We start from the raw sequence: 19,381 nt of genomic DNA, 5'->3' as shown, positions 1-19,381 counted from the left end.
AATATTTTGGAATTACCATCTAACGGATGTCGTTCATCTTTACACTATTTCTTTTATTTTTTCAAGTAATGCATCCATTCCAGTTTCGGAATGTTGGCGCCCTTGTTCAGTTGCAAAGCCTTTTTGCGTCCAGGTAAATATTGTGTGGTTATTACCCTTATTGGTAATACTGTAAACTATGATTGAATAATTTTCGGGTTTGTCTTCCAAACCAGAAAAACCACTCCAGTAGCTGTAGCTTACTTGTTGATTCAAAACGTTTTCAAGGATAATGCCTTTGTCGCGATATTTTTTCCCTTCATATTCTCCCTGAAATATTATTTCATTCCCGATTTTCCAGTCAGTAATTGTTTCAGTTCCAAACAAATATTCTTTAATTATTTCTGGATTTGTTAGTGCATTCCAAACTCTTGAGGGTTCGGCATTTATGTCAATTGATTTTGATACTATTAAATCGTGTCTCATATAATTAGTCCCTTTGATTTGTAACTTTCTGTGCAATGTTTACTAATTCATTTATTGTTTTCCAGTTTCTGGTTGTAGCAACTGTCTTTAATTTGTTTTCAAAAAAAGTATTTGTCAATTTGGTTTTTCCATAACCATTCGGGCAGAATAAATAGACCGTTTTCCCAATTATAATATATTCGTCACTTCCATAATTTCCGTCTTTCAGTTTGTCAATATTTACTTGCTCAGGTTCTTGGGATAAAAAAGTTACATGAAGTTTAGTTATATCTTCATTCCTCTTATTCACAAAAGGATTGTTCATTAATATAAATAACAGCTCATATAATTCTTTTACCATCACAGGAACTTCAAAACCAAACTCTTCAAATATTTTATCTGTTATTTTCGTCTCTAATTCAAAGTTCACAGCTTTCTTGTATTGGAAAATTACATTCCCACTTTGGATATATGTCTGGATGTTTTTAAAATTTATGTTCTCATATATTTTACGCAACGCATCCATTTTTATCATTTTTTGTCCGCTTACATTTATTCCTCTTAAAATTGAAATATAAGTTTGCATATAGTTGTGTTAGTTTATTATAATTTCCACTAAAGTTATTCAACTAAATTACTGTCAACAAAATTATCCGTGCAATAACAAAGCATTTATTTATAATCTAACAAAAAAATAATATTTATGATAGCTTATAAAATCAAATCAATTCTAAACCTAAAGTTTTTGTCTCTCTTCCTTCGGTTCTTAAAGAAAAGTTTTTAAAATATTAATTTGGTGATTAATAAAACCTTCTTTATATTTCGATGGTTAACGAAATGAGATTATGCTACAAGAAAAAACAAAAATATTTAAAGCCCTATCAGATCCAAACCGGTTGCGTATCCTTAAGATGCTTCAGGGAAAAACTTTATGTGTCTGCGAAATTACTGCAGTTTTAAAACTGGCAACTTCTACTGTTTCAAATCATCTTAGTGTTCTTAAGGATTCCGGATTCATATTGGAAGAAAAGGACGGAAAATGGGTAAACTATAAAGTAAATCCCAGACCAGGTGATTCAGCCGTTGCAAATATTTTATCAATGCTTCCGTTTTGGTTAGAGGGAGATGAAGTACTTAAAAATGATTTAAATACTTGCTCCACTGTTGATAGAAATAAATTATGCTGTAAATAAAAGATTTTTACTGAATGATTCGTAATATAACGAAATGAAAGAGAAACAATGAAAGAAAGAATTCTAATTTTGTGCACCGGCAATTCCTGTCGCAGCCAAATGGCAGAAGGATTCTTAAAATCTTTTGATCCACAATTGGAAGTTTATTCTGCAGGAACTAATCCTGCAAAACAAGTTAGTGCTAAAGCAATTCAAGTGATGAAGGAATTGGGGATTGATCTAGGGAAAAATTTTCCCAAGAAGGTTGATCAGTTTATAAATGAACCATTTGATTATGTAATTACAGTTTGTGATAACGCCAAAGAATCTTGTCCGGTATTTATCGGCAAGGTTGGTAAACAATTACACATTGGATTTGAAGATCCTGCGGATGCAGTTGGAACTGAAGAGGAAATAATTGCAGTATTTAGAAAAATTAGAGATGAAATAAAAGAAAGATTTTATCAGTTTAATATGGATGAATTAAAACATAAACTCGACAAAAAATAATATGCAACAACTTTCTAAAAAACTTTCGTTCTTGGACCGCTACTTAACCTTGTGGATTTTTCTGGCAATGTTCGTTGGAGTTTTTTCCGGTTTTCTCTTTCCGGGGATTGTAAACTTTTGGAATTCATTCCAGAGCGGAACCACAAACATTCCAATTGCAATCGGATTAATTCTTATGATGTATCCCCCGCTTGCAAAGGTTAAGTATGAAGAACTCGGTGACGTTTTCCGCAATGTGAAAATTCTTACTCTTTCGTTGGTTCAGAACTGGATCATCGGACCAATACTTATGTTTGTTCTTGCCATAATCTTTCTGCAAAATTATCCCGAGTATATGGCTGGTTTAATTCTGATTGGTCTTGCACGCTGCATTGCAATGGTAATTGTCTGGAACGAACTTGCAAAAGGAGATACAGAATATGCTGCTGGTTTGGTTGCGTTCAACTCAATTTTTCAAGTACTTTTCTTTTCAATTTATGCTTACGTATTCTTAACTGTACTTCCAAATTGGCTGGGTTTACAATCTTTTAAAGTTGATATAACCATCGGACAAATAGCAGAAAGCGTTTTTATTTATCTCGGTATTCCCTTTCTTGCTGGAATTATAACTCGCTTTACATTTCTTAAACTAAAAAGCAGACAATGGTATGAACAAAAATTCATTCCCAAAATTTCTCCAATAACTCTTGTTGCACTTCTATTCACAATCTTAGTTATGTTTTCGCTAAAAGGTGAGTACATAGTAAAAATTCCGCTTGATGTTGTGCGGATTGCAATCCCGCTCGTTATCTATTTTGTAATAATGTTCTTTGTCTCGTTCTATATGGGAAGAAAGATCGGTGCAGGTTATTCTAAAACAGCAACTCTATCTTTTACAGCGGCGAGCAACAATTTTGAATTAGCCATCGCAGTTGCAATTGCGGTATTTGGAATCAATAGTGGTGAAGCGTTTGCAGCAGTTATAGGTCCGCTTGTAGAAGTGCCGGTGTTAATCAGCCTTGTAAATGTTTCTTTGTGGTTCCAGAAAAAATATTTCAAAAATGTAGAAGATGGAGCGGTTAAAGCTCCCGATCTCTGTCCATAATTGGTGAATAAAATGAATTTTATATCAAACAAATTGAACGAAGAAAAATCCAAATTCCTGATTCCTCTTTTATTATTACCACTATGGCTTCTTCTTTACCTTAATCTTGAGATCATAACAAAATTTTTAGTTTATGATATTATCAATCTTACAAAAAATACTCGCCTTACAGAAGCAATCCGCTTTTTCATTTTCGAAGTGCCTAAAGTTCTGTTGCTTCTTATCCTGATTGTTTTTGTAGTTGGAATAATCAGAAGCTACTTTTCACCGGAACGAACTAGAAAAATTCTTGGCGGTAAAAAACTTTTTGTGGGAAACATTCTGGCAAGTTTGCTTGGAGTTGTAACTCCTTTCTGCTCTTGTTCGGCTATCCCATTGTTTCTTGGCTTTGTGGAATCCGGTGTACCGCTTGGTGTTACTTTTTCTTTTCTGATTGCTGCACCGATGATAAACGAAGTTGCGCTCGTTCTTCTTTTTGGATTATTCGGATGGAAAACAGCTCTCTTGTATATGTCAACCGGATTACTAATAGCGATGTTCTCCGGTTATATAATCGGCAGATTAAAATTAGAAAAATATGTTGAACCTTGGGTATATGAAGTTAAAGCCGGGCATCTTGAATTGGAGGAAGAAAAAATTTCTTTTTCACAAAGAATATCTTCTGGTGTTGATGCTGTAAAAGAAATTGTTAGTAAAGTTTGGATTTATATCGTAATCGGAATTGCTGTCGGCGCAGGAATTCATGGTTACGTGCCGGAAAACTTTATGGCTTCGCTGATGGGTAAATCAGCATGGTGGTCTGTCCCGGTGGCTGTTATTATTGGTGTCCCAATGTATTCCAATGCTGCTGGAATAATTCCTATTGTTCAGGCATTGCTGGAAAAAGGTGCATCGCTTGGAACTGTGCTTGCATTTATGATGAGTGTAATTGGTTTATCGCTTCCAGAAACTATAATTCTAAAAAAAGTTCTTAAGCTGCAATTGATATTTGTTTTTGTTGGAGTTGTAGCTGTGGGAATAATTATAGTTGGTTATTTATTCAATATGGTTTTTTGAAATGAAAGTAAGAAGTAGCTGTTCATATATTATTTGGAGGGCATTTCTAAAAATCAGAATTCAGTTAATTACTTATCAAATAAAATAGATTTTCGATTTCATCTTTAAAACAAAAAGGAAAGGAAATGATTATTAAAATTCTTGGCAGCGGATGCGCCAAATGCAACAAGCTCGAAGAAAAAGTTAAACAGCTTGCTTTGGAAAATAATATTGAAGCAACATTTCAGAAGGTAACTGACTTTAAGGAAATGATTAACTACAAAATTATGATGACTCCCGCTTTGGTAATAAATGAGGTTGTTAAAAGTACAGGCATCATTCCAAAGGACGATCAGATAATTAAATGGCTAAAGGAAAACTAAAATGAATAAAATATTATTATCAATTTGGTTGTTGCTCACTTTTGCAATTGCGTGCGAAGCGCAAAGTTTAAAGGGAAAAAAATCAGTCAATAAAAATGTAAAACCAATAGTTACATTTATTGAGCTTGGTTCGGTGAATTGTATACCGTGTAAGATGATGCAGCCGATTATGAAATCAGTTGAAAAGAAATACGGTAATCAAGTTAAAGTGATTTTTTATGATGTGTGGACAAAGGAACAAGGACCATACGCAGAAAAGTATGGCATCAAGCTAATTCCCACCCAAGTTTTCCTGGATGAAAACGGCAAAGAATTCCACCGGCACGAAGGATTTTATCCGGAAAAAGAAATTGATAAACTTTTGCTTGGAAAAGGAGTGATGGTGAAAAAGTGAAAGGGACGAGGGAAAGTGAAGGGGGCGAGGGAAAGTGAAAGGGACAAGGGAAAGTGAAACGGACGAGGGAAAGTGAAAGGGACAAGGGAAGGTGAAATGGATGCTAATAGGAAACAACATATTATCACTTTTTAAGGAGGATTTTTATATGAATGATGGTTTGGAGGATCTTCGGTTCTACAAAACTTCTCTTGAACTATGGGAGTTGTGTTGGAATGATACCGAAATATTACAAAAAGATTTCCGTGGTAAGGAGATTGCGAAACAACTTATACGATCCTGCGGCTCAATCTCGGCAAATATTGAAGAAGGATACGGTAGAGGATTTGGAAAAGAGTATCCGCATTTTCTTAGAATTGCACGAGGCTCCGCTCGGGAATCAAAGGGCTGGTATAAAAGATCTAAATTTTTATTAACACCGGATATTATAATTGAAAGATGCAATACTCTTGATGCATTAATTGCAATGACAACAAAATCAATAGAAACGTTGGAGAAAAAACGAACATGAAACCATACAAGCGTCATATTGATTTTTCACTTTTTACATCCTTTGCCTGGTTCTTAATTCTATTATCCTGTTCCCATTTCCCATTCACTCGTCCCTTGCCCCTTTCGTGCTCACTTTCACAATTACTGGAAAGCAACAATGATTGACACTATTTTTTTATCACTTTATGAAGCAATGTCCGGCGCTGTGTGGATTGCCTTACTGGCATCTTTTGCCTGGGGAATTTTATCTATTCTTCTTTCTCCTTGTCATTTATCCAGCATCCCGCTTGTTGTTGGTTTTATAAGTTCACAAGGAAAAATATCTATCGGAAGAACATTTAACATTTCGCTTGTGTTTTCAGTTGGTATTTTAATTACAATTGCATTGATCGGATTAATCACTGCTTCGTTTGGAAGGTTAATGGGCGACATTGGGAACGTTGGTAATTATCTTGTAGCGGGAATTTTCTTTTTAGTCGGTCTTTATCTTTTAGATATAATTAAATTTAACTGGAATACCGGTTTAAGGCAGACAAAAGCAAAAGGATTATTTGCTGCATTGATTCTTGGATTACTTTTCGGTTTAGCCTTAGGTCCTTGTACATTCGCATATATGGCGCCAGTGCTTGGCGTTGTGTTTCAGACAGCTCAAACAAATTATCTTCTGGCTGTAACTTTTCTTTTGGCATTTGGAATTGGACATTGTTCTGTTATTGTTGGCGCTGGTACATTAACCGGCAAGGTGCAGAAATACTTAAACTGGTCCGAAGATTCAAAAACAATTTTGTGGATTAAAAGAATTTGCGGCGTGCTTGTTATTCTTGGAGGAATTTATTTAATCTATAACACATAAATGAAATGTAAAATTGTTCAATTGCTAAATTGTTTTTTAGTGGAAGAACAATTTAACAATGCAACAATTTAGCAATTAACAAATCGATCTAATAAATAATTTACAGGAGACAAAAAATGAACTCAGAAAAAGAAATAAAAGAAATCGTAAAAGACAAATATGCGGAAATTGCAATCCGTAGTGAGATTAAATCCGGTTGCGGATGTGGTTGCAGCAGCAGTTCTAAAGACGATTACACAATACTTGAAGATGAATATTCAAACCTTCAGGGTTATGTTGCAGATGCTGATTTAGGTTTGGGCTGTGGGCTTCCAACTGAACACGCTGGAATAAAAGAAGGCGATACTGTTGTTGATCTTGGCTCCGGTGCCGGTAATGATGTTTTTGTTGCCCACTCATTTGTTGGTAAAACCGGAAAAGTAATTGGAATAGATATGACTCCGGAAATGGTGATCAAGGCTGAAAAAAACAAAGCTAAACTTGGATTCAATAATGTCGAATTCAAATTAGGTGAGATTGAAAGCCTTCCATTAGAAAATAATTTTGCGGATGTAGTAATTAGTAACTGCGTTTTAAATCTTGTTCCAAATAAGGAAAAAGCATTTGCCGAGATTTACCGTGTGCTTAAAACCGGTGCACATTTCTGTGTATCCGATTTGGTAATTAAAGGTGAACTGCCCGGAAAAATTCTTGAGTCTGCTGCAATGTACGCCGGCTGTGTTGCGGGCGCATTAAAGATGGAAGATTATCTTAATGCAATTAGCAAAGCCGGTTTTAAAAATACCGAAATAAAAACCGAAAAGCGGATTACATTACCGGACAAATTATTGCTAAACTATCTTTCACAAACCGAGCTTGATGAATATAAAAATTCCGGCTCTGGAATTTTAAGCATTACAGTTGTTGCGGGAAAGTAAATTAGTTTAGAACGAAGAACGTAGAGTGATGAATTAAAGACGAATAAAATTTCCAATTTTCATAGTTGTTCATCGTTTTCTTCACTCTCCGTTCTTCACTCTCCGTTCTTCACTCTTCGCTCTATTACCTTATATCATAGAATTTTGTTATCTTTCTTCCCCATGTTTGATGTAAAAGGGATTACAATCAGATAGAATTTAGAAATAATATTTTTGAGGCAACTAAAGTGTCTTTAGCAAGTAAAATCATAGATTTATTTAAACGGAAGGATACAATTTCTGCGGGTGGTGGCGCCAAGGCTATCCAAAAACAGATGGCAATGGGAAAACTTCCGGCAAGGGAAAGAATTAAAATTCTTCTCGATCCAGGCTCGTTCCAGGAAACCGATCTTTTTGTAGAACATCAGGCAAAAGATTTTGATATGGATAAAAAGATTCTTCCCGCAGATGGAGTAATTACTGGTTCGGGAACCATATTCGGTCATCCAATTTGTATTTTTGCACAGGATTTTACAGTCGCAGGCGGATCACTTGGATTGATGCATGCAAAAAAAATTACAAAGATTATGGATCACGCAATTAAGATGGGTGTTCCTCTAATCGGAATAAATGATTCTGGTGGTGCCCGAATTCAGGAAGGTGTAAATTCTTTGGCAGGATATGGAGACATTTTTTACCGCAATACATTAGCTTCGGGAGTAATTCCGCAAATCTCTGTAATACTTGGTCCATGTGCCGGCGGAGCAGTTTATTCGCCAGCATTAACTGATTTTGTTTTTGTAGTAGATAAAATTTCCAAAATGTTTATCACTGGTCCGGAAGTAATTAAAACTGTTCTTGGTGAAGAAATATCGATGGAAGATCTTGGCGGGGCAAGAGTGCAAACGGAAATTTCCGGCAACGCACATTTCTTTGCTTTAAGCGAGTATGAATGTTTTGAACAGATAAAGAAGCTAATCACATTCATTCCCTGGAACAACAGAAAGAAAGCGGAAGTATTTCCATCCAAACTTCCCAAACCTCAATTTAGAATTGATAAAATAATTCCAACTGAAGCGAGCAAACCTTACGACATTCGCGATGTTATTAAAGCCATTTGTGATGATTCCGATTTCCTTGAAATCCAGGAAATGTGGGCAGCAAATATTGTTATTGGTTTTGCAAGGATGGATGGTCATACCGTAGGTATTGTTGGCAATCAGCCAATGGTTTTGGCGGGAGTTCTTGATGTTGATTCATCCGATAAAGCCGCAAGATTTATCCGGTTCTGCGATGCGTTTAATATTCCTTTATTAACTCTTGTAGATTTACCCGGATACCTTCCTGGTATCGATCAGGAGCATGCCGGAGTTATTCGTCATGGCGCTAAAGTTTTGTATGCTTATAGTGAAGCGTCTGTTCCCAAAATAACAATTATTTTACGTAAGGCTTACGGTGGCGGATACATAGCAATGTGCTCGCGCCATCTGGGTGCTGATTTTGTTTATGCCTGGCCCACAGCAGAAATTGCTGTAATGGGACCAGAAGGCGCCGCTAATATAATTTTCAAAAATGAAATTGCTACAGCAGAAGATCCTGATGCAATGAGAAAAAAGAAAGTGCAGGAGTATAGCGAGAAATTTGCAAATCCTTATGTTGCCGCCGCCGCGGGGCATATAGATGCAGTGATTAATCCGGAAGAAACAAGATCAACACTTTTACATGCATTTAGATTATCGGCAAATAAAGTTGAGTTACGACCCAACAAGAAGCACGGAATTCCACCTTTTTAATTATGGATAATATAAACGATTTTTACAAAGTTATAATTGATGATACTTCTTACGAAGCTAAATTAACTCCAAAGTTTATTCGCAGAAAACCATACATTCCTGCTGATCCAAAGAAGCTTAATGCAATATTACCCGGTAATATTTTGGAATTGTGTGTTAAGAAAGGGCAAAGTGTTAAGCGTGGAGATAAACTTCTTGTATTTGAAGCAATGAAGATGAAGAACACAATTATCTCTCCACAAGATTTTATTATTAAAACAATTCATGTAAAACCTGGCAGTATGGTAGCCAAAGGTGAATTGCTTGTTGAGTTTGAATAACATTTTCAAAATCGGAAATTAGAAATCTTTAATCCATTTTTGAAACCACGATTTTTCCAATCGCCAACTAATTTATTTTTTCAGAAGATTCGCTTTTAAGTTAACCCCACGAGTTATCGTGGGGTCATAATAAAAATTATCTTTTATCCAATGGAACATATGTTTGATTTACGGCTCCAACATAAATCTGGCGCGGTCTATAAATCCGAGCATGTGAATCACTTCTCATTTCTTTCCATTGAGCAATCCATCCGGGTAATCTTCCAAGGGCAAACATTACTGTGAACATATCGGTAGGAATTCCCATCGCACGATAAATTATTCCGCTGTAGAAATCAACATTTGGATAAAGTTTTCTTTCAACAAAATAATTATCTTCAAGCGCAACTCTCTCCAGATTTTTTGCAATGTCTAACAAAGGATCATTTTTACCAAGTTGATTTAGAACTTTATCGGCGGCTTCTTTAAGAATTGTAGCGCGAGGATCGAAGTTTTTATAAACACGGTGCCCAAAGCCCATTAACTTAAAGTTGGAATTTTTATCCTTTGCCATATCAACAAATTTTTTGTAATTACCACCATCAGCCTTAATCATCTCCAGCATTTCAAGAACAGCCTGGTTTGCACCACCGTGTAGTTTCCCCCACAAAGCGCTTATGCCTGCCGAAATTGAAGCGAACAGATTTGCTTCACTGCTTCCAACCATTCTAACTGTTGAAGTACTGCAGTTTTGTTCATGATCAGCATGCAGGATTAAAAGAAGGTCCAAAGCCTTTTCAAGTTCTTGTGGTATTTCATATGGTTCTGATGGAACCGCAAACATCATATGAAGAAAATCAGCGGCGTAACCTAATTCATTTCTTGGATAAATATATGGTTGCCCGATTAAATTTTTATAAGTAAATGCAGCCAAAGTTTTAAGTTTTGCAAGAAGGCGGATTACATTTAAATCATCATCATCTTTTGCTGAATAATAACCGGTTAGCGAAGTAACCATTGAAGAAAGCACTCCCATCGGATGCGCGTTATGAGGAACACCTTCGTAAAACTTTTTCATATCTTCCGGCAAAAGGCTGTGATGAGTTAATTCATATTTAAAATCATCCATTTCCTGCTTAGTTGGAAGGTGACCGTATATAAGTAAATAACTAACTTCTACAAAGTTGCTTTGCCGCGCCAAAACTTCTATTGGATAACCGCGGTAATGCAAAATTCCTTTTTCGCCATCAATAAAAGTTATAGCACTTTCACAGGAACCGGTATTACCATAACCTGAATCCATTGTTATTGCTACTGATTTAGCTCGCAGGGTAGAAATGTCTATGGCAACTTCTCCCTCGGTACCAACTATAACCGGAAGCTCATACTCCTTTCCTTCAAGGATTAATTTAGCTGTATTCATAAATGCTCCATTTTTTTAGGATATGATTAAAAAATAATTAAGAATGATTCATTCTTAATGCCTTCTATTAAAAATCCGAAATGGTTCGAATTTTTGTCCCAATATGAATTTTTAAAATCGGAATGTCAAGTTGAAATAAAACAGAAATGACATATCACCGAGATATGTCACTTCTAATAAGAAAATAAAATCACTTTACCAATACCATCTTTTTCGCCACGCGATAATTTCCTTTTCCATTTAACGCAGTTGCTTCAATATTGTAAATATATATTCCAGATGCATAGTTTGCGGCATTCCAGACAACATCATAGTAACCGGCATTTTGTTCTCTATTAATCAACTCATCTACTTTTTGTCCAACAACATTATAAACGGAGATTTTTATTTTGCTTGCAAACGGCAAAGAATATTTTATCGTAGTAGAAGGGTTGAACGGATTAGGATAATTCTGTGCTAAGTCAAATGAAAGCGGTTTAGCTTTACTCTGGTCATCAACTTCCGTCAAAGGCTCGTTGGATAAAATGTAAATCTGCACTCCTGAGGGTGGAATTGTTACCCAGTAACTTTTCAGGTCTGTTCCTTTTACTTTTGGCGATACTCCATTCAAAGGATCAACAAGATAAAAAGTTGAAGTTGAATCGAAGCTGATTTTATCTAACGGAACGGTAAAAGCCATGTTAACCGTTGATGAACTGAAGTTGCAGTTTACAATAACGTTGTTTGATCCAAATCTACGGAGATATGAATAAACTTTATCTGTTGATGTATTGGAAATCCTCTGGAAATCGCCATACGCAAGCGCAGGATTATTTTTTCTTATTTCAATTAATTTTTTGTAATAGGGCAGCAGGTTATTGGGATCATTCCAATTAATGTTGCCTCTGTTTGTTACTTCGCCAACTTCCTGTCCCGCATAAAGCATTGGAACACCTGGCGCTGTTAATAAATGAGCCGCGGCAACTTTGGTATTTGCAATTCCGTAGGCTTCAATAAACCGCTGCTCGTCCTGGTTTTCCATAAATTTAAATGTAAGCGCTTGTTTAGGGAACCCCGGACCTTCATACGAAGTAATCCATTTGTCCAGGTTATCTATGCTTTGTGTTGTTGAAATTACACCTTTCATTGCACCAAACCATTTCCAGTCATACGCCGCATCAAATTTCTTGTTAAATAATTTTGTCTGCCAGGCATCGCCTTCTGCCAAAAGGAAAACATCCGGTTTCAGATTTTTAATTTCACTTCTCCATCTTTGCCAGTAGGCTGGTCCTTCAGTTCTAAGTGAATCGATTGCCCAGGCAACATCACAACGATAACCATCTATATTAAAATCCTGCACCCAGTACTTAGCCATTCTTACAAGGTAATCTCTTGTAGTTTCCTGGCTGTAATTAATAGAAGGCAAATCTACCCAAGTGAAAAGATATTGGAAATTTTTATTTGCATCCCAATAATAAAAAGGATAGTAAGGAGATGCGTCTTTGTATTTATTTGCATCTTTCATAAACGGATGAAGATCGGAAGTATGCTGAATTACGTGATCCAATATCACCCTTATTCCATATTGATGTGCAGTATTTACAAAATTTTTAAAATCCTGCTTGGTACCATAATCTGAAAGAATGTTCATATAATCTGTAATTGCATAACCTGGATTATCGGGTCCCATGTTTCCGGTTGAGGGATGAATTGGCAGGAGCCATATTCCGGTTACACCAAGATTTTTAAGTTCCTGCATCCGGGCTGTAATTCCATTGAATGTTCCGGAAGCATCAAAAGTTCTTACAAAGACACAATAAAAAATTGCGCTGTCTGCCCACGCTGGATGCCATTTTGTTAAGTCTGGTTGTATGGCTGATCCTTGTTTAACTACAACAACTGCTCTTGCCCAGCCGGTATCATTTGCAATATCCTTTGCTTTTAGTGTAAAATAATACTCGCCTTGCTTCTGCGGAAACGAAAAAGATGTTGTTGAACTTGTTGTGTTTGACAAATTTACTTGTGCAGGATTGTCTTTATCCTGATACCAGGAATAAACCAAATTTGAACCATCAGGATCGTAGGAACTATCGGCATTTAATTCCACTGAACTGGCGGAAATGTTTTTGTAAATTTTTGCAACCGGTTTATGATTGATTAAATAGTTATAAATTACCGGAACACTGCTGCTAGTTTTATTATTACCAAACGGAACGGATGCAATAATTTTATTTTCGCCTTCCACCAAAGGAACATCAATATCAAATTCTTTCTTATCATTCGTTACAGCGTTGAATGCCATTCCATTTACATCCAAAGTAACAGTTGTACCGAAAAGAACATCGGCAAATCCCTTTACTCTAACTGGTTGATAGAGCAAATCACCGCCGTTTGCATAGATTTTTACTTCCGGTGCAGCACCCAAATTGGGATCAATATCGGCTGGAGTTACAGCACCATAACCGCGCTGGTCGCTTCCAATAACAGCAATCCGTGGTCCGCCAATCTGATTGGCAGAACTGAAGTTGCTTAACAATCTTTCCTGGAATTTTGTGTCTGCAAAAAAAGTAACATCATAAACATCCGGATCTTCTTCAGCAGCAGAACCACCATTGGCTTCTGTAATTTCAATTGTTCCATTCTGATCTTTCAAATAAGAATATGCGCCGAAGTACCATTTATCCTTGAAAGTACCAAGTACCGTTTCCAATAAATTAAGCGGCACTGTAAAACGGAATTCATTATTTGCAACACCAATTACATCAGGTGCAATTGTTAATCCTTTTACCATCGGTTCGCGGGAAGTATAAATAATATTTTCATTTTCAGGATCAAAATAATCTGTACCAGGAGCCGCTAAAATTGCAAAGATTCCTCTGCCATTCCATTCAGGAATTTTCAATTCAACATCTGCCGGTGCTTCTACAAATTTTCCATTTAGATTGTTTACTATTCCAAATCCTATTCTTGTATTCTTATTAATCTGCTCCATCTTAATTGTGAAGATTAGAGAATCAAGACTAGTGTTTGCTTTAATATTCAGTTCACGAATATCAGCGGAGTTTGCTGCAACCCCATAAGGGTAGACGTATGCTCCGGTTCCTTTATCATCGTTTTCTCCATCAACATAATGAAAACCGGAATTGGCGGGATAAACACCGAATGTGTAAGTTGAAGTCCATGAGTTGTTCCCATGATCATCCTTACCATTCCATTCAACTACATGCCTTCCTTCAGCAGGATTATTTATTTTTATTTTTACTTCGTAGTCATTCCCGATTTTTGTTTTTGTTGGTCTGGCTAAAGATCCATCGTATTTAAGAAAAATGCCGGCTGGATTGATTGCATAATTAGAATCACTCGGAGTAAGAAAAGCTTTCAAATCAAGACCTGGCAAAGGAGAGGTGTAGCTAATTCCTGAAGGTGGAGTAAAATATTTGTATTCAGAACGTGCATTTAATTTTTTTACCACCATCGTTCTGTGGCGGGAAGAAAGATTGGGATTATCAGGATCATTAATGTATGAGCCACCATTTACGATATAAGTATATTGTTCTTCCTGTCCAACATTTAATTCTCTGGTAACAGAATAAACTCCATTACTGTCTTTCATTTCGTCCAGACCTTCAAAATTAAAGGTTCCTTTAACGCCAACTGTTTTTACCGTGCTCTGGAAGTTGAAATTTGGGCTTTGGGAATCGAAGATGAAAGTATAAGGAGCAGTGCTTATACCGCTTGCAATTGAAAAAGTAGTTGTCTCTTCTGCCACGCTACCAACTGTATTAAAAATTTTTATGATGGCAGTATGCGATCCGGTTGCTAAATCTTCCGAAGGATTATATGTGAAAATCTTACTCACCACGTCATAATAATCCTTGGCATTAGGAATTATGGCTCCATCAAGTGTAAATTCAATTTTATCTATATCAAGCAGGCTTTGATTTGCTACTGCAAAGTTTGCCATAAAAACAGGTTTTGTGTTTGAAGTAACCGAACCATTCTTTGGAAGCAAGTAATAAATCATTGGGTCGGTAACATCCATAAAAGAATCATTAAAAGGTCCTCCGAAATTTGAATTAAGCGGATCAGTAAAGTAGCCGGTAACCCCACTTTGCCCGACCGTATCAATATATTTTACAATTTTATAAGTGTAGGATCCTGGCTGAAGTTCAAGTTTAACTTTCCATAATTTAGGTTCAACCTCTTTCATTTTATAAATACCGTTTATCCATCCATTCATGCTGCCGTTAATTCCAATACCGGAATCTGTAGGATTTAAATCCCACGTGAATCTGAACTCTACCGGAATCGCGGTTGGATCACCAGGAGTAACCTGTGCAATAATCGTAGTGGTAATTGTTAAAGCTATAATAATAAATAGCGATTTGTAAATTTTTGATAGCATTGCTTCTCTCCAATTTTTTCGGAAAAATTATTTTAATCTTTCAGGGGAAAGATCATAAAAAACTTATTCAGTCGTTGCTTAATATAGAAATTTTTGTTTGTAAAATAAATCGTTGTAAAATTCTTAGAAATAAAATACCAAGGATAATTTTCAAAATCACTTTTTAGTTTTGAACTTTGAATTCATAATTCTATTTTTGCATTCAAACAAATCAAGATAAAAATGAATGATAAGTTATTCCAATTGATAGCACAGAGTGTAATAGATGGTGAAATCGGTGAAGCAAAAACTTTAGCACGGATGGCGGTCGATAAAGGAATTCCTCCTTTGGAAATTATAAACAAAGGTTATGTTGCAGGAATGAATTACGTTGGCGAACAGTTTACTGCTGGTACAATGTTTCTTCCGCATCTAGTTATGGCTGGCGAAGCGATGAAAGCGGCAATGGCTATTCTTGAACCGGAAGCTTTGAAGCTGGGTAATAAAAGAGAAGTTCTGGGAACCGTGGTTTTGGGAACTGTTCAAGGCGATATTCACGAAATTGGGAAGAGCCTTGTTTCAATTATGCTTTCAGCAAATGGTTTTGATGTTATTGATCTGGGTGTTAATGTTTCCCCGCAAAAATTTATTGATACAGTCATTAAGCATAATGCAAATATAGTTGGAATGAGTTCTTTGCTTACAACAACAATGACAATGCAAAAGACAACGATTGAAGCTTTGGAGGAAGCAGGTCTTCGTGGGAAAGTAAAAATATTAGTTGGTGGTGCGCCGGTTACAAAACGCTGGGCTGTTGAAATTGGAGCAGATGGTTATGGGCAGGATGCAATGAGCGCTGTTAATGTTGCAAAGTCTTTGATTCTCAATCCGCGTATATCAGTTTAATCAGTGCTATCCGTGTTCAATTTTTTTAGAACACTGATAACGTAGATGATGCGGATTTACATAGATAAAACAGAGTAATTATGAAACCAAAATTCGAGATCCTTTCAAAAGAAATTATTTTTAGAATATTGGATGAAGCATTTCAACTTCTTGTAAAGCCGGGGATAAAAATAAAATCTGCAGAAGCCAGGAAACTATTAAAAGAAGCTGGCGCACAAATTAATGAGCGTGAAGAAATCGTAAGTATAACCAGATCATTGGTAGAGGAAGTTCTTAAAACTGTTCCGCATCAGTTTTATTTGTATGATAGATTTGGAAATCCTGCAGTAAACTATGGTGGAGATGATGTAAATTTCGATCCGGGTTCTTCGGGAATTAATATACTTGACCCTGTAACACTTGAACACAAACCAGCCGTTACTTCTGATCTGATAAAATTAATAAAGGTGGCAGAACAACTTCCTCAGTATAGCGCACAGTCCACGGCTGTAATTTGTAATGATGTACCGAAAGAAGTCGGTGATTTTTACCGGCTATATCTTGTTTTATTATATTCAAAGAAGCCGGTTGTAACCGGTGCTTTTACTGCCGATACTATAAAAATTATGTTCGACATGCTTAGCATCTTTTCAAAAAGCGGAAATGAAATTGAAAATAAACCGCAAGCTGTTTTTGATGTGTGTCCAACTCCGCCGCTTATGTGGAATAAAATAAGCTGCAGTAATCTGATTGATCTTGCGCGAAAAGGAATTCCTGCTGAAATGGTTTCGATGCCGCTGGCAGGCAGTGCTTCGCCGGTTACTTTAATTGCATCCGTCGTTCAACATGCGGCAGAGTGTTTAAGTGGAATTACGATTCATCAATTAGCAAAACCGGGTTCACCAATTGTTTGGGGAGGTGCTCCGGCAATTTTCGATATGCGGTTCGGAACTACCCCGATGGGTGCAATTGAAACTGCAATGATTGGTGCTGCCATCGCCCAGGTTGGAAAATTCTTAAACTTGCCAACACACACTTATCTTGCTGCAAGTGATGCAAAAATTGTTGATGCACAAGCAGGAATGGAGAGCGGTATTTCTGCAATGATTGGAGCACTGGCTGGAATAAATATGATTTCAGGTGCAGGTATGCTGGATTTTCTTGCCTGCCAAAGTGCAGAGAAATTAGTGATTGATGCTGAAGCAATTTCAATGGCTAAAAGAATGCTTGATGGAATTCAACTGAGGACAGAGACTCTTGCACTGGAAATGTTTGAAGATTTTAGTTTCAAGTCTGATTTTCTAAAACAGAAATTTACTCGTCAATTATTTAACAAAGAGCAACACATTCCTTCAAGTATAATTGATCGTAGTTCTTTACACGAATGGGAACAGAAAGGGAAACTGGATACTTTTGGAAGGGCAAAACTTCGCGTTGTAGAGTTGGTTGAAAAATATCAGAAGCCGGAAATTCTAGTTGATCAGGAAAACGAATTAATAAATTTAGTAGAAGGTGTTTTTAAAAAATGTGGGATGGAAAAGTTACCTAAGATATAAGTACCAAATATCAAGCTCCAAATTTCAAATAATTTCCAAAACACAATAACGCAACGCAAAATAGTGTTTGGGAAATTAAAATTTTTCTCGATGCACAATCATATCAAGCGGTTTACGTTTTGCCGTGTGTCTGTCAGAATCGGCAAATTCTGCTGGATAACCAAGCGGTAATATAACTATCGGTTCTATGTTCTCCGGCAGGTTTAAAACTTCAGCACATTTTTTCATATCGAAGTTGCAAACCCAGCATGTTCCTAAATCAAGTTCAGTTGCTTGCAAAATCAGGTGGTCAACCGCAATTGCAATATCAATATCGCAATGATCTTTACCATCAACTCTTTTCCAGGAAGTGGAATGATCACCACAAACCACTATAATAATTGGCGCCTGTTTAAGCCAGTCTCTTTTGTAAACAGAATATATTTTCTGTTTATTTTCTTCATCCTTAATTACAATAAAATGCCATGGTTGAATATTAACAGCCGAAGGAGCAATTCTTCCAGCTTCTAAAACTTTCAATAATTTTCCTTCATCAACTTGCTTTGGAAGGAAGCTGCGTGATGAAAATCTTTTCTTGGCTAAATCGATAAATTCCATTTTTCAATCCATAAGAATTATTTTAATTAAAAACTACCTATAAAATATTTACAGTTCATTGAACTATCACTCATAAAAATTTCTTATCCATCTGGCGGATTTTAATTTCTCAAGCAGTTCATTGGAAAGTGCCCCTTTTTCAACGCTGGCTTTGTTTGCCAGAAGATTCTTCTCACTTCTCATTCCTGGAATTACAGAAGTTACTGCGCTGAAGCTAACAATGTATCTTAAAGCTGCTTCAGCAATGGATTCTGTTTCTCCATTAACAAATTCCCAAATTTTTGCAACGCGTTCTGCAACTTCCTTTTTTCTATCACCTTTAAAATATCCATTGCGCCAATCGCCTTTAGGAAATATTGTGTTTTCATTTATTGTTCCGGTAAGACTTCCTTCATCAAAAGGAACGCGGGCAAGGATGCTGATTTTATTCTCCTCACAAAATGTGAACAATTCATCCGTTGGTGATTGATCGAACAGATTGAAGATAACCTGGAAGCAATCTATCAACCCGGTTTTCCCAGCTTCAATTCCATTCCACGGTTGATGATCGTTAATGGATATTCCGAAGTATTGAACCTTGCCATCTTTTTTCAATTTGTAAATTGCTTCTTTCCATTCATCTTGAGTTGTCCATTTATCATTCCAAACATGGAATTGCATCAGATTCACATAATCGCGTTTAAGATTCTTCAAACTATGTTCGGTTGAAGAAATGATATGATCTATTGGAAAGGAATCCTTTAATAATGAAGAATCTTTTGCGGGCCATTCAAATTTTTTTGACGGAATTTTACTTGCGATGAATAAATCCTTGCCAGATTCTTTTTCCACTTCACCAACAAGTTTTTCGCTATGTCCATCTCCGTAAACTAATGCCGTATCAAATAAATTTATTCCTTCTTCAATTGCTTTGTGCAGCGCTTTTTTCGATTCGGAATCCTCAGCACCAATCCACATTGATTTTCCAATTCCCCAGCAGCCATATCCTAATTGGGAAACCTGAATATTAGTTTTTGCAAAATTTTTATAAAGCATTATTGCTCCCGGTTATTAATTATAAGATGAAGACAACGATTATTTATTTGAAACTTCTGAAAAATTATTAATTGGTTAAATGTCATTCCCACGAACCTGCCAGCTGTAGGCGGGAGTGGGAATCTAAAATAAATTCAATGGATTCCTGCCTTCGCAGGAATGACATA

At 36.3% G+C, this 19,381-nt stretch carries 19 protein-coding genes; 13 read left to right on the top strand and 6 right to left on the bottom strand.

Annotation, left to right across the window (positions count from 1 at the left end; all coding sequences use genetic code 11):
• Window positions 1–39: 39 nt before the first annotated feature.
• Together NTX22_11495 and NTX22_11490 are read right to left on the bottom strand one after the other, a co-directional pair.
• Window positions 40–465 carry an SRPBCC family protein gene (locus tag NTX22_11495; protein MCX6151141.1) on the bottom strand — a complete coding sequence of 142 codons (426 nt, stop codon included), beginning with the start codon at window positions 463–465 and terminating at the stop codon, window positions 40–42.
• A 4-nt stretch (window positions 466–469) separates the two neighbouring features.
• Window positions 470–1,030, bottom strand: coding sequence for a DUF1697 domain-containing protein (locus NTX22_11490; protein MCX6151140.1), 561 nt, complete (start codon window positions 1,028–1,030; stop codon window positions 470–472).
• Window positions 1,031–1,289: 259 nt separating this feature from the next.
• Here NTX22_11490 and NTX22_11485 point away from each other — a divergent pair, with 259 nt between their 5' ends.
• The 11 genes from NTX22_11485 to NTX22_11435 all read left to right on the top strand — a co-directional run bounded on the left by NTX22_11485 (window position 1,290) and on the right by NTX22_11435 (window position 9,376).
• Window positions 1,290–1,637 carry a metalloregulator ArsR/SmtB family transcription factor gene (locus NTX22_11485; protein MCX6151139.1) on the top strand — a complete coding sequence of 116 codons (348 nt, stop codon included), beginning with the start codon at window positions 1,290–1,292 and terminating at the stop codon, window positions 1,635–1,637.
• A gap of 48 nt (window positions 1,638–1,685) precedes the next feature.
• Window positions 1,686–2,126, top strand: a complete 441-nt coding sequence (locus NTX22_11480; GenBank protein ID MCX6151138.1) for an arsenate reductase ArsC — start codon at window positions 1,686–1,688, stop codon at window positions 2,124–2,126.
• Between the two features lies 1 nt (window position 2,127).
• Window positions 2,128–3,210: an ACR3 family arsenite efflux transporter gene (arsB, locus tag NTX22_11475; GenBank protein MCX6151137.1), complete on the top strand. Its 1,083-nt coding sequence runs from the start codon at window positions 2,128–2,130 to the stop codon at window positions 3,208–3,210.
• Window positions 3,211–3,222: 12 nt separating this feature from the next.
• Complete coding sequence (locus tag NTX22_11470) at window positions 3,223–4,266, top strand: permease (GenBank protein ID MCX6151136.1); 1,044 nt, start codon at window positions 3,223–3,225, stop codon at window positions 4,264–4,266.
• 125 nt (window positions 4,267–4,391) lie between these two features.
• A complete protein-coding gene (locus NTX22_11465) occupies window positions 4,392–4,628 on the top strand; it encodes a thioredoxin family protein (GenBank protein ID MCX6151135.1) in 237 nt (78 codons plus the stop codon).
• 1 nt (window position 4,629) lies between these two features.
• Window positions 4,630–5,022 carry a thioredoxin family protein gene (locus NTX22_11460; protein MCX6151134.1) on the top strand — a complete coding sequence of 131 codons (393 nt, stop codon included), beginning with the start codon at window positions 4,630–4,632 and terminating at the stop codon, window positions 5,020–5,022.
• A 100-nt stretch (window positions 5,023–5,122) separates the two neighbouring features.
• Entirely contained in the window at window positions 5,123–5,533 is a 411-nt protein-coding gene (locus NTX22_11455; protein MCX6151133.1) for a four helix bundle protein, read from the top strand.
• A gap of 138 nt (window positions 5,534–5,671) precedes the next feature.
• Window positions 5,672–6,367 (top strand): cytochrome C biogenesis protein, encoded by a 696-nt coding sequence (locus NTX22_11450; protein MCX6151132.1) that lies wholly within the window; start codon window positions 5,672–5,674, stop codon window positions 6,365–6,367.
• A gap of 116 nt (window positions 6,368–6,483) precedes the next feature.
• Window positions 6,484–7,284 carry an arsenite methyltransferase gene (gene arsM, locus NTX22_11445; GenBank protein ID MCX6151131.1) on the top strand — a complete coding sequence of 267 codons (801 nt, stop codon included), beginning with the start codon at window positions 6,484–6,486 and terminating at the stop codon, window positions 7,282–7,284.
• A gap of 227 nt (window positions 7,285–7,511) precedes the next feature.
• Window positions 7,512–9,056, top strand: coding sequence for an acyl-CoA carboxylase subunit beta (locus tag NTX22_11440; protein MCX6151130.1), 1,545 nt, complete (start codon window positions 7,512–7,514; stop codon window positions 9,054–9,056).
• A gap of 2 nt (window positions 9,057–9,058) precedes the next feature.
• The gene (locus tag NTX22_11435) at window positions 9,059–9,376 is read left to right on the top strand and encodes an acetyl-CoA carboxylase biotin carboxyl carrier protein subunit (GenBank protein MCX6151129.1); all 318 of its coding nucleotides are present in this window, start codon (window positions 9,059–9,061) and stop codon (window positions 9,374–9,376) included.
• Between the two features lie 136 nt (window positions 9,377–9,512).
• Here the strand turns inward: NTX22_11435 and NTX22_11430 are convergent, their stop codons facing one another.
• Both NTX22_11430 and NTX22_11425 read right to left on the bottom strand, forming a co-directional pair.
• The gene (locus NTX22_11430; GenBank protein MCX6151128.1) at window positions 9,513–10,778 is read right to left on the bottom strand and encodes a citrate synthase; all 1,266 of its coding nucleotides are present in this window, start codon (window positions 10,776–10,778) and stop codon (window positions 9,513–9,515) included.
• A gap of 190 nt (window positions 10,779–10,968) precedes the next feature.
• Entirely contained in the window at window positions 10,969–15,162 is a 4,194-nt protein-coding gene (locus tag NTX22_11425; protein MCX6151127.1) for an alpha-amylase family glycosyl hydrolase, read from the bottom strand.
• 222 nt (window positions 15,163–15,384) lie between these two features.
• Between NTX22_11425 and NTX22_11420 the strand changes: the two genes are divergently transcribed.
• Together NTX22_11420 and NTX22_11415 are read left to right on the top strand one after the other, a co-directional pair.
• Entirely contained in the window at window positions 15,385–16,047 is a 663-nt protein-coding gene (locus NTX22_11420) for a corrinoid protein (GenBank protein MCX6151126.1), read from the top strand.
• Window positions 16,048–16,127: 80 nt separating this feature from the next.
• Complete coding sequence (locus NTX22_11415) at window positions 16,128–17,582, top strand: trimethylamine methyltransferase family protein (protein ID MCX6151125.1); 1,455 nt, start codon at window positions 16,128–16,130, stop codon at window positions 17,580–17,582.
• 75 nt (window positions 17,583–17,657) lie between these two features.
• Here the strand turns inward: NTX22_11415 and NTX22_11410 are convergent, their stop codons facing one another.
• Entirely contained in the window at window positions 17,658–18,179 is a 522-nt protein-coding gene (locus NTX22_11410) for a nitroreductase family protein (GenBank protein MCX6151124.1), read from the bottom strand.
• Window positions 18,180–18,245: 66 nt separating this feature from the next.
• Window positions 18,246–19,214, bottom strand: coding sequence for an aldo/keto reductase (locus NTX22_11405; GenBank protein ID MCX6151123.1), 969 nt, complete (start codon window positions 19,212–19,214; stop codon window positions 18,246–18,248).
• Between the last annotated feature and the right edge of the window lie 167 nt (window positions 19,215–19,381).

Source organism: Ignavibacteriales bacterium (assembly GCA_026390815.1).
GTDB lineage: Bacteria > Bacteroidota > Ignavibacteria > Ignavibacteriales > SURF-24 > JAPLFH01.
The sequence above is the reverse complement of the archived record's forward strand: the minus strand, read 5'-3'. Positions and strand labels throughout refer to the sequence as shown.